This is a genomic window from Psychrobacter sp., assembly GCF_035469765.1.
In the GTDB taxonomy this organism is placed as follows: Bacteria; Pseudomonadota; Gammaproteobacteria; order Pseudomonadales; family Moraxellaceae; genus Psychrobacter.
In genome coordinates this window covers 1-14,130 of sequence record NZ_DATIRM010000205.1, presented here as the reverse complement: position 1 = coordinate 14,130, position 14,130 = coordinate 1, and the positions used below count along the sequence as shown (strand labels likewise).

Below are 14,130 nucleotides of genomic sequence, written 5' to 3'. Positions count from 1 at the left end.
ATGGTTGATTTAAAAGGCACATCTGCTTTTTCGGTAACGGGTAATGCGTCCATGTCTGCACGTAGCATCACTGTAGGGCCAGGTTTAGCACCCGTCAAAAAACCAACAACACCCGTATGTGCTATATCAGTTTCGACCTGCATGCCTAGTGATTTTAAATGCTTGGCAACAAGAGCGGCAGTACGAGTTTCTCTATTGCTCAATTCGGGATGCTTGTGAATATCTCGACGCCATTCAATCACCTTTTTTTCAACACTCTTAACTTCTTTATCGATATTGATGTTGGCATGAGCACTAAATGTGCTAAAAGCAAGAATACCGATAACCAATGATAATAATGATCGTTTCATACTGTCTTCCTTGTTTGATGGTACTTCCTTGTTATTGCTTTGATATTCTCATGTGATAATTTTAGTGACCAATAGCGCTATTGAATATTTAAATATTGTCGCACGAGTTTATTGAATGCTTCAGGTTGTTCAATATTCGAGATATGTGAGGCATCGATAGTAGCCAGCTTAGCGTTAGGTATATGATCGACCATATATTGACCATCGGCAACCGTCGTCACTGGGTCTTCAGATCCTGCAACTACTGTGACGGGTACACGAATATCTTGTAATTGCTCGCGAGTGTCAGCGACAGATAATGCCTCGCAGCAGCTGGCATAACCTTCGCTACTGCCAGCTGCGAGAGCGTCAGATAAAGCTTTAACTACTTCAGGGTGATTATCGATAAAACTTGCTGTGAACCAACGCGAGGCAACCGTAGCGGCGATAGGATCTAGACCTTGCTCACGTACCAATTGCGCACGATCTACCCATGCGGCTTCATTACCAATCTTTGCGGCGGTATTGCATAGCATTAAATGATGAAAGCGGTTAGGGTGATTGATAGCCAGCCATTGACCAGTCATACCGCCCATAGAGATGCCACAAAAAAATGCTTTATCAATATTCAGATAATCAAGCAAATTAATGACGTCTTGCCCAAGCTGATCTAAATTATAAGGACCTATTGGTGCGGAAGACTTACCATGACCACGGGTGTCATAGCAGACAATAAAATAATCATTCTGCAAGACATCGATTTGCGGCTGCCACATATGATAGCTGGTACCTAAAGAGTTGGAAAATATCAGAGCAGGATTGCTGCTATCACCAAAAGTGGCGTAGTTTAGGGCAATTTCTTGGTTGTCAAATATGGGCATACTAAGCATCCTTATTTAGGATTAAAATGTTGAAGGGGTATGTAGGGATGATTATTACGCTTGATAATTAACCCGCTCAATAATCATGGCAATGCCTTGTCCTACGCCGATACACATCGAGCAGATTGCATAACGCTTTTCAGTATGCTCAAGTTGATTGAGTGCTGTTAAAATCAAACGTGCTCCTGAGGCGCCAAGTGGGTGGCCAAGTGCAATCGCACCGCCATTCGGATTGACACGATCGCTATCGTCAGCTAAGCCCAAGTCACGCGTGCAAGCTAGGGCTTGAGCGGCAAAGGCCTCGTTTAATTCAATGACATCCATATCATCGAGTGATAATCCGGCTTGTTTAAGCAGTTTTTGCATCGCTGGTGCTGGGGCAAAGCCCATGATACGTGGTTCAACGCCTATTGTAGTTGAGGCCACAATACGCGCACGCGGCTTTAGATTGAATTCTTTAACCGCTTGCTCTGACGCGACTAAAAAAGCTGCCGCGCCATCATTGATGCCTGACGCATTACCAGCGGTTACTGTACCATTTTCTTTGACGATGGCACGCAATTTGGTTAACTTCTCAAGCGTGGTATCAGCACGAGGGTGCTCGTCAGTATCGACGATGACGGGCTCACCTTTGCGCTGCGGGATGATAACAGGAGTAATCTCGTCTTTGAAAAATCCTGCTTCTTGCGCTGCTGCGGTACGTTGCTGGCTACGTAGCGCAAATGCATCTTGATCAGCTCGATTGACATTGAACTGCTCTGCGACATTTTCGGCTGTTTGCGGCATGGTTTCTGTGCCATATAGTTTATCAAGCTTTAGATTGATAAAACGCCAGCCCATAGTAGTATCTTCGAGCTTTTGATTGCGAGCAAAGGGTTTATCTGCTTTACCCATTACCAATGGCGCACGGCTCATGCTCTCAACGCCACCTGCAATAATAAGGTTGGCTTCCCCAGCTTTAATAGCGCGAGCCGCTATTGCTAAAGCATCCATAGACGAGCCGCATAGGCGATTCACTGTAGTGGCTGGAACTTGATAGGGCATGCCTGCAAGAAGGGATGACATACGTCCAACGTTGCGATTGTCTTCACCGCTCTGATTGGCACAGCCGTAAATAACATCATCTACTTGCACCCAATCGACATTGGTATTACGTTCCATCAAGGCTTTAATGGGAATAGCGCCCAAGTCATCGGCACGGACAGTGGCAAGACCGCCGCCGTAGCGTCCAAAAGGGGTGCGAATGGCATCAATAATATAAGCATTGTTTAAACCAGTGGTTGAATCGATCATAGCGATTATCCTAAGTTTTCATTATGAGGTGTTTTTATTTGGTTGCGTCAATGAGTGTGGCACCCGTTAAGGCTTGTAAGTCTTTAAAGCTTAGGTTGTCAATCATCTCTGTGACGACCAAACCTTTATCAGTCACGTCGATGATGCAAAGGTCAGTATAAATACGATCCACACAGTTTTTTCCGGTTACAGGGTAGGTAAGCTTACTGACAATCTTAGGATCACCGTCTTTAGTGACATGGTTGGTCATCACAAAGACCTTTTTGGCACCAACAGCTAAGTCCATGGCACCGCCAACAGCAGGTATCGCATCTGGCGCACCCGTACTCCAATTGGCCAAGTCGCCATTAGATGCTACTTGAAATGCACCTAATGCACAGATATCAATGTGACCACCACGCATCATGGCAAAGGAGTCGCCATGGTGAAAGAAGCTACCGCCATCTAGCATGGTGACATACTCTTTTCCGGCATTGATCAGCTCAGGATCTTCTTCACCTTTGGCAGGTGGCGGACCAAACGCCAGCAGACCATTTTCTGAATGTAAAAACACATCTTTATCATTAGGTAAATATTGGGCAATTTTGGTCGGTAAGCCAATGCCTAAATTGACATAGGCACCATCTGGAATATCTTGTGCAGCGCGCTCGGCAATTTGATCACGGGTTAGTAAAGTATGGCTCATGATAACGTTCCTTATAATTGGCAGTATTAGGCAGTGGCTGTATTTACAGTGCTCGTAGATTCAGTAATAGCGGGCTGAATTTGCACCACATGTTGCACAAAAATACCCGGCGTAATAACGTGCTCAGGATCAAGCTTACCAAGCTCAACTGTCTCAGAGACTTGAGCGATAGTCACGTCAGCCGCCATGGCCATAATAGGACCAAAGTTACGTGCTGATTTTCGATAGACTAAATTGCCCCAACGATCGCCTTTATCGGCTTTAATTAAGGCAAAATCAGCCTTGATCGGATATTCTAAGACGTAGTCTTTACCATCTATTTCTCGAGTTTCTTTGCCTTCTGCGAGTAAGGTACCAAAGCCTGTTGGCGTATATACTGCACCAAGTCCCATGCCAGCTGCTTGAATGCGGCAAGCCAAATTCCCTTGAGGCACCAGCTCAAGCTCAATCTTGCCAGCATGATAAAGCTTATCGAACACCCAAGAGTCTGATTGGCGTGGGAATGAGCAAATGATTTTGCGTACGGCACCTGTCTCTAACAGCTTAGCAAGCCCGTAATCACCATTGCCGGCATTGTTATTAATGATAACCAAGTCTTTGATACCCAAACTAATGAGACCATCAATCAGTTCGGCAGGTTGTCCAGCAGTCCCAAAGCCCCCAATCATAATAGTGGCTCCGTCTTTGATTTGGCTAAGTACATCAGTTATACTTTTTTCGGCTTTATTAATCATATTCATATCCTATGAAAAGTAATAGTAGAGATCATTTTTACTGTGGTATTTATTAATGGTGTCATTTATTTATTGCTAACGGTTTTAAATAGGATTCATGGTAAATGTTATTTATAAATAAAAATTGCCTATCACATATTGAGTTGAGATTCATTGAGTTAAAAGTTAGGTTGATTAAGCAAATGACAATAAACGTTTTTTGTTTAAAACATAATGAGCCACCATACCGATAACAATGCCCCAAAATACGGAACTTAACCCTAGAAAGCTCATGCCAGAGGCGGTTGCTAAAAAGGTAATTAAGGCAGCGTCTCTTTGGCCGTCATCTTTCATGGCAATCGTGATGTTGGCAGAAATAGCACCGATCAGTGCGAGCCCAGCTAAGGCGGCGACCAATTCCTTGGGTAATAAGCTGAATACCATCACAATGCTGCCAGCAAACAAGCCACCTAATAGATAAAAAACGCCATTGGCTACTCCGGCAATATAGCGCTTTTCCTTCAGCTCGTGCGCATCTTTGCCTGTACATAGGGCAGCAGTGATGGCTGCTAGCACAATAGTAATGCCACCGACACAAGCGACGGCTAATGACGCAAGGCTTGCGACACTCACGATGGGTTTAGCTGGTGTGTCGTAGCCACTGAGATTTAAGATGGCCATACCTGGTAAAAATTGTCCCGTTAAGCTGACCAAGATAAGAGGGATAGCAAGGTTAAACGTGGCGTTCCATGTCCATTCAGGCCAGATAACGGTGGGTATAGTAATCGCTAAACTCATATCAACAGGGTTCATCCTGCCGAGCAGAACACTTAAAATAACCCCACATAACAGTACCCAAATCATGGTATAGCGCGGCGAAAAACGCTTGGCGAATAAGTAACAACCAAGCATGCTAAACACGATAAATGGCATGGTGTTGGTTGCGACAAATAACTCTAAACCAAACTGAAACAAAATACCGGCCATCATGCCCGCAGCAATGCCGTTGGGAATCCACCTCAAAATTTTGTCAAAAGAACCGGTTGCACCCACCAAAAATATGACTACTGCTGAGATGATATAAGCAGATATGGCCTCATTAATGCTCATCCCTGGGAATACAGTTACTAATAGTGCTGTACCGGGCGCTGACCAAGCGGTGATAATAGGCGTTTTGTACTTAATAGAAAGATAAATACCCGATACGGCAGCACCAATTGAGATGCCCCAAATCCAAGAAGCCATCATCGCATCTGAGACCTGCGCCGCTTGTGCTGCCTGAAAAAATATAATCAAAGGGCCAGCATACGAAATGAGCACAGCCAAAAATCCTGCCACAGACGCGGAGAGTGACCAATCTTCTTTTAATGTTTGTAGGACAGTAGTCATATTGCTTCCTTGCAAATGAGCAGTAATGAGAGAGTAGAGGAGGTGACATTAGTCAATCTACGAGCTCACTGGCCATTGTTAGCCTGCATCACCACCACCCACAGGGATAGTGCTGCCAGTAATATAGGAAGATTCATCTGATGCTAAAAACACAATGGCATTGACTTGTTCATCGATCGTGCCGTAGCGTTTCATAAAAGTACGATCGATAGTTTGATCAACGACCGCATCCATCCATAACTTTTCATCATCTGTTAATGGCTTGGCATTACGGGGGATTTTTCTAGGTGGTGCTTCAGTACCGCCAGTTGCGACTGCATTTATACGAATGCCATCACTTGCATATTCAAAAGCGAGTGATGCTGTCATAGCATTCACACCACCTTTTGCGGTTGAGTAAGGAATACGATTGATACCACGCGTAGCGATAGAGGAGACGTTGACAATGGTGCCAGCTTGCTGTTCAACCATTACTGGTAATACCGCACGGCAACACCACAATGTTGGAAATAAAGAACGACTGATTTCTTTTTGGATCTCTTCTTCAGAGAAGCTGGTAAAAGGCTTCATCCATATCGCACCGCCAACGTTATTCACGAGCACATCGATACGACCATAAGTATCAATTGCCTTATCGATAGCTTCTTGTGCGCCTTGATAGGTTTCAAGATCCGCTTGAATGGTAACTGCTTCTCCGCCATCAGCAATGATTTCAGCTAGCACCTCTTCTACTAATGGAGAAAAGTCTGCCATGACGATTTTTCCACCCTCACTTGCCAAACGTAATGCAACCCCACGCCCGATGCCTTGAGCGGCACCCGTTACGATACATACTTTATTATCAAAGCGTTTGCTCATTGCTATCTCCTAAAAAACTTACCTGTCACCCTGTGGTTTCAGCCATACTATTTTTCACTAGGTGTGAATTTCTCATAGTAAAAATTGCTGGGCTTTAGATTACTGCTGTCCAACCAATTACTCACCGCATCCACCATCGCTAACGGACCACACAAGTAGACATCAACGTCACCATCGTTCAGCCACTCATTGTCAACATGACTGGTGACGTAACCTTTACGCTCATGACGGCTGTCTTCATTTGCGACACAAGTGCGGTAATCAAACCAAGGGTGGTTTTGTTTTACTTCTTCCAGTTTCTCGACTTCTATAAGATCAAAATCGTTGGTAACGCCGTAGACCATCCTGACAGGATGATGAGCACCAGACACTTCTAAACTTTTTAGCATTGATAAAAAAGGCGCGATACCGGTACCACCTGCTAGAAATAGCGTCGGGCGGATTAGAGGGCGCAGATAAAAGCTACCAAATGGACCCTCAAAATTAATCTCTTGACCTATAGTCGCAGTATCAGATAAGAAGGTACTCATTTTGCCGTTAGGAATATTGCGGACGACAAATTCAGCTTGCTTGGCGCTGGGTACGGAGCTAAATGAATAAGAGCGCGTTTCATCGGTATCAGGAATTCGGATGTTGACGTATTGACCCGGAAGGAATACCAAAGCATCTGAGTTATCGACTTCGACACCGAAGTGAATAGTGGACTCTGACAGTATATTCAGCTGTTGCAGCTTGCCTTTAAAAGTGGATTTACCAACTTTACATGCTTCAGAGGAGCTTGGCACCTTGATCACGCAGTCGCTTTCAGGAATCATCTGACAGGTGAGAACATACCCTTCAGCAGCTTCAGCTTCTGTCAGTGCCTCTTCGATATACATATCAGGGTGCATGTCGTAGCTGCCAGATTCACAATGGCAACGGCAAGTACCGCAAGCCCCATCTAGACAATCCACAGGGATATTAAATTTTTGACGATAAGCGGCTTCGGCAACCGTTTCGTCGGCTTCACATTTGATGAAGCCTGTGACGCCATCTTCGAACTGTAGAGCAATATTATATTCCATGAGAAATATCCCTTTTCAACACGTATTAATTAAAAGCCAGTGAATAAATAATGAGTGAATAATGATTTGACGTGATAGACGTCCATGATTTGATGCACATAGTCGTCTTTTAAAACCACATACTTATCCAAAATTTTTGGTTGGTCTTGAGTCATGTCTATTTTGTACTGAGAATATCCCCAATAGGTATTGGTCTCGTGATAGCGAAAGGATTTGTTGATCCAATTAAAACGCACCGTCACAATACCGTCATTGTCTTCGAGTAATTCAATATTCGATAAATTGTGCGTAGTACGAGTATCAGGAATGGTCGCTGATGAGCGCTCAGTCTCGATGCGGAAGATGCGATCTTCAAGACCACGGCGGTCCGGATAATAAATCAGCGAAATTTCTCGTTGTGGGTTGCTGATGAGCTGACCATCATCATCCCAACTTGGCATCCAAAAAGGGCAGTCTTCATCGTAATAAGTGAGCCATTCCTCCCATTTTTTCTCATCCAACAAACGCGCTTCACGGTATAGAAACTGTCTAATGTCTTCAATGTTAACAGTTGCATTTTTCATGATTGATATCCTTATTTTTTTGTCAGTTCTATAATAAATAGCAGATTAATAATAAAAATGTATTAGTCGCTATTAGCACCGTGTAGCTGCTGCTCTTGCTCTAGAGCTTTTTTCATCTCTTCATGCCAGTAGCGATGTTGGACGGTATATAGTCCTTCATCTTCAGTCTTAACACCGCTCATTAAAGGTTTGAGGTCAATAGCGGCAGCGCCTTCATCTGCCCCTTGAATCCAGTGCTCAGAGCCTCGGCACATATCATTCCATTCAAGCTTGATACCGTTATAACCTTCTTGACACGAGCGAAACTCTTCTAAATCATCAGGTGTTGCCATACCAGTAACGTTAAAGAAATCTTCATACTGACGAATACGGCGTGCACGTGCCTCATCGCTTTCGCCTTTTGGTGCGATACACCAGATGCTGACTTCAGTTTTGTCAACCGCGATAGGGCGGAGCATACGAATTTGTGAGCTGAACTGATCCATAATGTAGACGTTTGGATATAAACATAAGTTACGTGAGCGCCCAATCATCCAGTCCGCCATGGCTTCACCGTAGCTGGCGACATAATCATCGCGATAAGCATAGTTTGGACGATCTTGTGGATTTTCCCACTGTGTCCATAACAGCATGTGACCGTTTTCAAAGGAGTAGAAGCCGCCGCCTTGTCGACCCCACTTCCCAGCGTTCATGGCTTTAATGTTGTCTTCTTTGACAGCTTCTTGTTCTTTGCGGCGTGCAGTTGTCGCAGCGTAATTCCAATGGACGGCTGATACGTGATAGCCGTCAGCGCCGTTTTCAGCTTGCAGTTTCCAGTTACCATCAAAGGTATAGGTTGAGGTGCCGCGTAGAACTTCTAACCCTTCTGGTGATTGATTCACAATCATATCGAGAATTTTGGTTGAGCCGCCAAGCCAATCTTCAAGAGGCTGGACATCGTCATTAAGGCTGGCAAAAACAAAGCCTTTATAATTGGCTATCTTTACTTGTTTTAGGTCGTGTGAGCCGTCTTTGTTGAATATCTCAGGATAACCGGCACCGCGAGGATCTTTTACTTTAAGCAGTTTGCCTGAGTTGTTAAAGGTCCAACCGTGGAATGGACAGGTATAAGTGGCTTTATTGCCTTTTTTATGTCGGCAGAGCTGTGCACCACGATGTGAGCATGAGTTAATCATGCAGTGCAGCTCGCCTTCTTTATTGCGGGCAAGAATAACAGGCTGACGACCAATGTATGAGGTGTAGTAGTCGTTGTTATCAGGAACTTGAGACTCATGAGCTAAATACACCCAATTGTTTTCAAAGATGTATTTCATCTCAAGCTCGAACAACTCTTCGTTAGTGAAGGCGCTACGATGCAGGCGATAAATCCCTTTTTCACTGTTTTCTTCTAAAAAATCATCAATAGTGATGTCTGATCCTTCAGGTACTAGATTGATACGCTCGCTCATGGCTGCCTTCCTTGTATAATGACGGTGTAAAATGAGATTAGAAGTTAACGTTTGATACGACAACTGAGGGCATATCAAACGTAAGTCGTTATTAATTAATGCTATTTAATATGAGTGCTCATTAACCTTGAGCACGGCGGCGTTCTACTTCACTGCCCTGTACAGCTTGGTCAATGTCTTTCACTAAATGAAAGTCAAAGTCGATACTTGCGTAAGGCTTATCAAGCGCTTTTTCTTTTAGCTGGTCCGCATCTTCGACCATCGTCACTTCTGGTACCAACCCTTCACGGCTTGCAAAAGCAAAGTCATCCCACAGGTACTCATCGCCATCGATGTTAATCTGCGTGGTCAGCTTACGCATACCATCAGCACTGGCGAAAAAATGAATGTGAGCTGGGCGATGACCATGACGTCCTAGCGCACCCAATACTTTTTGCGTCATTCCTTCTGGCGGTACCGAGTAACCTAGTGGCACGATGCTGCGGAATGCATAATGTCCGTTTTCATCCGTAATGATGCTACGACGTAAGTTGAAATGAGACTGTGATTCATCAAAGAAAGAGTAGTTACCTAAGCTGTTGGCATGCCATACTTCAACTTTTGCGTTTGGAAGGGGTTGGCCATCTTCGCCATAAACAGTGCCTTGCATAAATAGTACTGTGCCATTATCGAGGTCAGTGCCATCATCTAGACGCGCGAAGCCTTTTTCTTCTGGCGCACCAGCGACATACAGTGGACCTTCAATAGTACGTACAGTACCACCGTCAAGACCGGCTGCTTTTAAATCCTCTTCAATCATTAAATCCATAAAGTGATCAAAACCAAGACCTGGTGATAATAAACCAGCTTCTTTGCCCAAATCACCGATAAACTCAACCCCAGACCAATATTCATCGGCGGTGATTTTTAAGTCATTAATGGTTTGCATGAGGTCGGTCACGATACGTAAGACAATCTCTTGTACGCGTGGATTTACTTGCTCAGGAAAATCAATCTTGCCTTTGATGAACTGGTTGGCGAGTGTTTCAATTTGGCTGCGTTCCATGTCTCTCTCCTTGTTGAGGACTGTTTTATTAAAGGGTAACTACATTGAGTATTCTTACTCAGTTTCTATAGATTCTATTATCAGCTGTACTGCCTTGCTTTAGCTGTCATCACTACGAACAGATGATGGATGACGTAACAATGGTGTCACTTCAACCTTCATGTACGGATAGAGCGGTAACGACATCATGATGTCGTGTAGCTCTTCATTACTCTCAACATCAAAGATGCTGAAGTTAGAGTACTGACCTGCTATGCGCCAAATATGACGCCATTTACCTTGCTCTTGCAGCTTTTGTGATAGTGCTTTTTCGGTGGCTTTAAGCTCGTTGACCTTATTGGCATCCATATCTGTTGGGATTAAGACATCCATTCTGACGTGGTATAACATAACTATTTCCTTATAAGTGACGAAAGAGAACTTGGTTGACTATTACAGCGCTTCTATTTGAGCATCAGGAGAAAATGTCGGCTTTGATGGTTTAGTTGATGCCGTCAGTGCTTGTCTGGCATAGTGATAGACCTTATCGCTATCTACTTCGATGCCAAGACCTGCGCCCGTGGGTACATTTAAACCGAAATCTTGATAATCAAGAGGCTGTGTTAAAACGTCTTCAGTTAATAACAAAGGACCAAAGAGTTCAGTGTCGAAGTTGAGACTTGGGTATGTTGAGAACACATGAGCGGATGCGGCCGTACCGATAGGACCTTCAAGCATAGTGCCACCATAGAGCTCGATACCTGCTAGATGTGCCATTTGTCCAATAAGGCAAGCAGCTTTTAGTCCGCCGGCTTGGTTGATCTTTACCGCAAAGACATCAGCGCAATGATCTGCTGCTAAGGTAAAAGCATTCTGAGGATCTTGGACAATTTCATCCGCCATAATGGCCACATCAAAGTGTTCTGTTAAACGTTTGAGTGCGGCTTTATTGCGCATTGAGACAGGTTGTTCTATTAAATCAACGCCGCCAGCTTGCAATAGGCTAATACCTTGCATTGCCTCAAGCTCTGTCCATGCTTGGTTGACATCGACAGTGATACGGCAATCAGGTAGCGCTTTTTTGATAGCCAATACGTGGGCAATATCATCAATAATCGGATTGCTACCGATTTTTAATTTGAAAATGCGGTGGCGTTTTTGCTCAATCATGCGTTTAGCTTCTGCGATATCGGTCGCTGTATTGCCGCTAGCCAGTGTCCACGCTACTTCGATACGATCACGGACGCGACCACCAATGAGCTCGCTAACAGGTAAGTTTAGGCGTTTGCCTTCAATATCGAGTAGGGCGGTTTCAATAGCGCACTTTGCAAAGCGATTGCCATTGATATGAAGATTTAGCAGCTGCATGGCTTTTGCTGTGCTCGCTGGCTGCTCTTTTAATAGAAGAGGAGTGAAATAGGTATCGATATTAGTCTTGATACTATGAGGGCTTTCTTCTGCGTAGCTTAGACCGCCAATGGTGGTTGCTTCGCCCCAACCTTCATAGCCATCTTCTGTTTGAATATGTACTAAGACTAGTACTTGCTCTCTCATGACCGTGCAAGCGAGCTTGTGCTCTCGAATAGTCGGTATCGGTACTAGCAAGGTGTTAATTGAGCGAATCATGACAGTCCCTATTAAGTAAATGATGCTTCCTTATGCTTAATAAGAACTATAATCGCTGGTTAATGACATGTCTAAGACCTATTTAGTCTATTATTAATACTTTTTAGGTATTTTGCTAACTAACCTGCACCATGTTATGTTCTTTAGGTATCGATAACCTTATAGGTCACTCAAGGAATAACATTCAATGGAATTGAGACATTTACGCTACTTTGTAGCGGTGGCAGAGGAAAAAAGTTTTAATAAGGCAGCAGAGCGTTTGTTTATTTCACAACCACCACTGAGCCGTCAGATAAAACAATTGGAAGAAGAGATAGGCGTCACGCTAATTGATAGGGATAATAGGCCTTTGAAACTGACTGAGGCTGGCGAGTTTTTTTATGATCATGCGCTTCAGATAATAAAAAAATCAGATGATCTTCGTGCGATGACTTTTCGTAAAGGTAGTTTTGACAACTCGCTGTCTATAGGTTTTGTATCGTCGATATTATATGGCATATTGCCAAAAGTGATTGCGCGCTTCAGAGAGGTCTATCCAAATATAGAGATTAAATTATATGAGTTAAACTCTTGGCAGCAAACGCAAGGATTGGTAGATGGTAAAATAGACGTAGGGTTTGGCAGGTTATTATTTGAAGACGCTTCTATCAGAAGAATGGTACTTAGAGAGGAGAGTTTGGTTGTTGCAGTTCCTGTCAGTCACGCTCTCGTAAAGGAGGGTCGTACTAGTATTAATCTGATGGATTTAACCAATGAAAATCTATTGTTATATCCAACAGCGCCGCGTCCCAGCTTTATTGATTATGTGTTGGAATTGTTTGAAGCCCGTAACTTAAAAGCTAATTATCTGACTGAAGTACGTGAGTTGCATATTGCGTTAGGGTTAGTAGCAGCAGGTGAAGGCCTGACTATTGTGCCAAAGACGCTTGAGCATCTGCGTAGTCAAGAAGTGACTTATATTCCATTTGAGGATGGTCATTTAACCTCACCGATTGTGATGAGTGTCAGACATTTTGACAAATCAGAGCTGTTAAAAACATTGTTGGACGTGACTTATCAGATTTATGATGAAGAAGGGTTTGATTATAAGCGTGAGAAAATATGAATATATGCATAGTTTTAATTAGACTATAAACCTATGCGTGAGTATTTATGAGTGCTAGATTAATAAACGAGTCATTACCGTTAAGCCCAATAAAAGCTAAGGTATAGACTCGTCCCAATACGGCGGCGTGCCATAATATCCTTCCATAAAATCAATAAAGCACCTTACTTTGTGTGGCAGCAATTTTCTATGGGCATAGACCGCATATAAGCCCAAAGCCTCAGGCTCAAGTTCTGGTAACACTACGACTAGTTTGCCACTACTAAGCGCTTCACTGATAATAAAAGTCGGCTGTAATACTATTCCTGCGCCTGCAATAGCCGCGTCCACCAATACATCACCATTATTACTACGAAGCTCGCTACCTTGCTTGAGGTATTTTGATTTTAATAATTGGTAAACATCGTCCTTACCGTCCATATTCATATAGCTGTAATGCAAATAACGATGCTCGGCAATATCTTCAGGCTGAGTAGGCGTGCCATGTTTGTTAAGGTAATCAGGTGCAGCGCATAACAGCACACGAATGGGTGCGACCTTCTTAGCAATCAGTGACGAGCTTTTTAGCTGCCCGATACGCAAGGCCACATCGAAACCCTCTTCGACAATATCGACTTTGCGATCAGTCAATTGTAGATCGACCTTGACCAATGGATAACGTATCTGAAAGTCAGTGATTAACTTAGCCATATGTTTTAAAGCAAACGATACTGGTGCACTGATGCGTAAGACGCCTTTGGGATTCTGTTGTAAACCACTTAATTTTGATTCCATATCATCAATGCTAAGTAAAATCTGCTGTGCATGTCCGAAGTAATGACTACCAGCTTCGGTAAGGCTGACTTTACGAGTGGTGCGATTAAGCAGGCGTATATTGAGCTGCTCCTCCAACTTAGAGACATATTTGCTCACCAACTGCGGTGACAGCTGCAAGGTATTTGCCGCATTACTAAAGCTGCCTTCGGTCACCACTGCCACAAAGGCACGCATCGCATCGATTCTATCCATATTTTGCTCTATTTTTATTTAACCATCAAAATTAAACGCCGAAAAAATTATCAATGATATGTTGTTAATTACTCAATATTATCTATCTTACTCTTTTACTGTGTTGATAGTAAAGTATGGTTATTCCAAGCATTAAATATCCTT

14 protein-coding genes and 1 pseudogene are annotated in these 14,130 nt (G+C 43.6%); 1 reads left to right on the top strand and 14 read right to left on the bottom strand.

Annotation, left to right across the window (positions count from 1 at the left end; genetic code table 11):
• From VLN09_RS05840 to VLN09_RS05780, 13 genes and pseudogenes are all read right to left on the bottom strand, one after another.
• Positions 1-350 (bottom strand): annotated as a pseudogene (locus VLN09_RS05840) (amidohydrolase); the annotation flags it as partial.
• Positions 351-427: 77 nt separating this feature from the next.
• Complete coding sequence (gene pcaD / locus VLN09_RS05835) at positions 428-1,210, bottom strand: 3-oxoadipate enol-lactonase (protein WP_325244568.1); 783 nt, start codon at positions 1,208-1,210, stop codon at positions 428-430.
• Positions 1,211-1,264: 54 nt separating this feature from the next.
• Positions 1,265-2,503: a 3-oxoadipyl-CoA thiolase gene (gene pcaF, locus VLN09_RS05830; protein WP_325244566.1), complete on the bottom strand. Its 1,239-nt coding sequence runs from the start codon at positions 2,501-2,503 to the stop codon at positions 1,265-1,267.
• Between the two features lie 34 nt (positions 2,504-2,537).
• Positions 2,538-3,188 (bottom strand): 3-oxoacid CoA-transferase subunit B, encoded by a 651-nt coding sequence (locus VLN09_RS05825; protein ID WP_325244564.1) that lies wholly within the window; start codon positions 3,186-3,188, stop codon positions 2,538-2,540.
• Between the two features lie 26 nt (positions 3,189-3,214).
• Positions 3,215-3,922 (bottom strand): 3-oxoacid CoA-transferase subunit A, encoded by a 708-nt coding sequence (locus VLN09_RS05820; RefSeq protein WP_325244562.1) that lies wholly within the window; start codon positions 3,920-3,922, stop codon positions 3,215-3,217.
• A gap of 174 nt (positions 3,923-4,096) precedes the next feature.
• The gene (gene benE, locus VLN09_RS05815) at positions 4,097-5,290 is read right to left on the bottom strand and encodes a benzoate/H(+) symporter BenE (protein ID WP_325244560.1); all 1,194 of its coding nucleotides are present in this window, start codon (positions 5,288-5,290) and stop codon (positions 4,097-4,099) included.
• A 78-nt stretch (positions 5,291-5,368) separates the two neighbouring features.
• Positions 5,369-6,148, bottom strand: coding sequence for a 1,6-dihydroxycyclohexa-2,4-diene-1-carboxylate dehydrogenase (locus tag VLN09_RS05810; RefSeq protein ID WP_414709092.1), 780 nt, complete (start codon positions 6,146-6,148; stop codon positions 5,369-5,371).
• Positions 6,149-6,195: 47 nt separating this feature from the next.
• The gene (gene benC, locus VLN09_RS05805) at positions 6,196-7,212 is read right to left on the bottom strand and encodes a benzoate 1,2-dioxygenase electron transfer component BenC (RefSeq protein ID WP_325244558.1); all 1,017 of its coding nucleotides are present in this window, start codon (positions 7,210-7,212) and stop codon (positions 6,196-6,198) included.
• 29 nt (positions 7,213-7,241) lie between these two features.
• Positions 7,242-7,775 (bottom strand): benzoate 1,2-dioxygenase small subunit, encoded by a 534-nt coding sequence (gene benB / locus VLN09_RS05800; RefSeq protein ID WP_325244556.1) that lies wholly within the window; start codon positions 7,773-7,775, stop codon positions 7,242-7,244.
• A 62-nt stretch (positions 7,776-7,837) separates the two neighbouring features.
• Complete coding sequence (benA, locus tag VLN09_RS05795) at positions 7,838-9,223, bottom strand: benzoate 1,2-dioxygenase large subunit (protein ID WP_325244554.1); 1,386 nt, start codon at positions 9,221-9,223, stop codon at positions 7,838-7,840.
• Between the two features lie 121 nt (positions 9,224-9,344).
• Positions 9,345-10,268 (bottom strand): catechol 1,2-dioxygenase, encoded by a 924-nt coding sequence (gene catA / locus VLN09_RS05790; RefSeq protein ID WP_325244552.1) that lies wholly within the window; start codon positions 10,266-10,268, stop codon positions 9,345-9,347.
• A 99-nt stretch (positions 10,269-10,367) separates the two neighbouring features.
• The gene (catC, locus tag VLN09_RS05785) at positions 10,368-10,658 is read right to left on the bottom strand and encodes a muconolactone Delta-isomerase (protein WP_325244550.1); all 291 of its coding nucleotides are present in this window, start codon (positions 10,656-10,658) and stop codon (positions 10,368-10,370) included.
• A 42-nt stretch (positions 10,659-10,700) separates the two neighbouring features.
• Positions 10,701-11,873: a muconate/chloromuconate family cycloisomerase gene (locus VLN09_RS05780; protein ID WP_325244548.1), complete on the bottom strand. Its 1,173-nt coding sequence runs from the start codon at positions 11,871-11,873 to the stop codon at positions 10,701-10,703.
• A gap of 187 nt (positions 11,874-12,060) precedes the next feature.
• Between VLN09_RS05780 and VLN09_RS05775 the strand changes: the two genes are divergently transcribed.
• Entirely contained in the window at positions 12,061-12,978 is a 918-nt protein-coding gene (locus VLN09_RS05775) for a LysR family transcriptional regulator (RefSeq protein ID WP_325244546.1), read from the top strand.
• A gap of 96 nt (positions 12,979-13,074) precedes the next feature.
• On the opposite strand, the gene VLN09_RS05770 is transcribed toward VLN09_RS05775, so the two are convergent.
• Positions 13,075-13,986, bottom strand: coding sequence for a LysR family transcriptional regulator (locus tag VLN09_RS05770; protein ID WP_325244544.1), 912 nt, complete (start codon positions 13,984-13,986; stop codon positions 13,075-13,077).
• Positions 13,987-14,130: the final 144 nt, after the last annotated feature.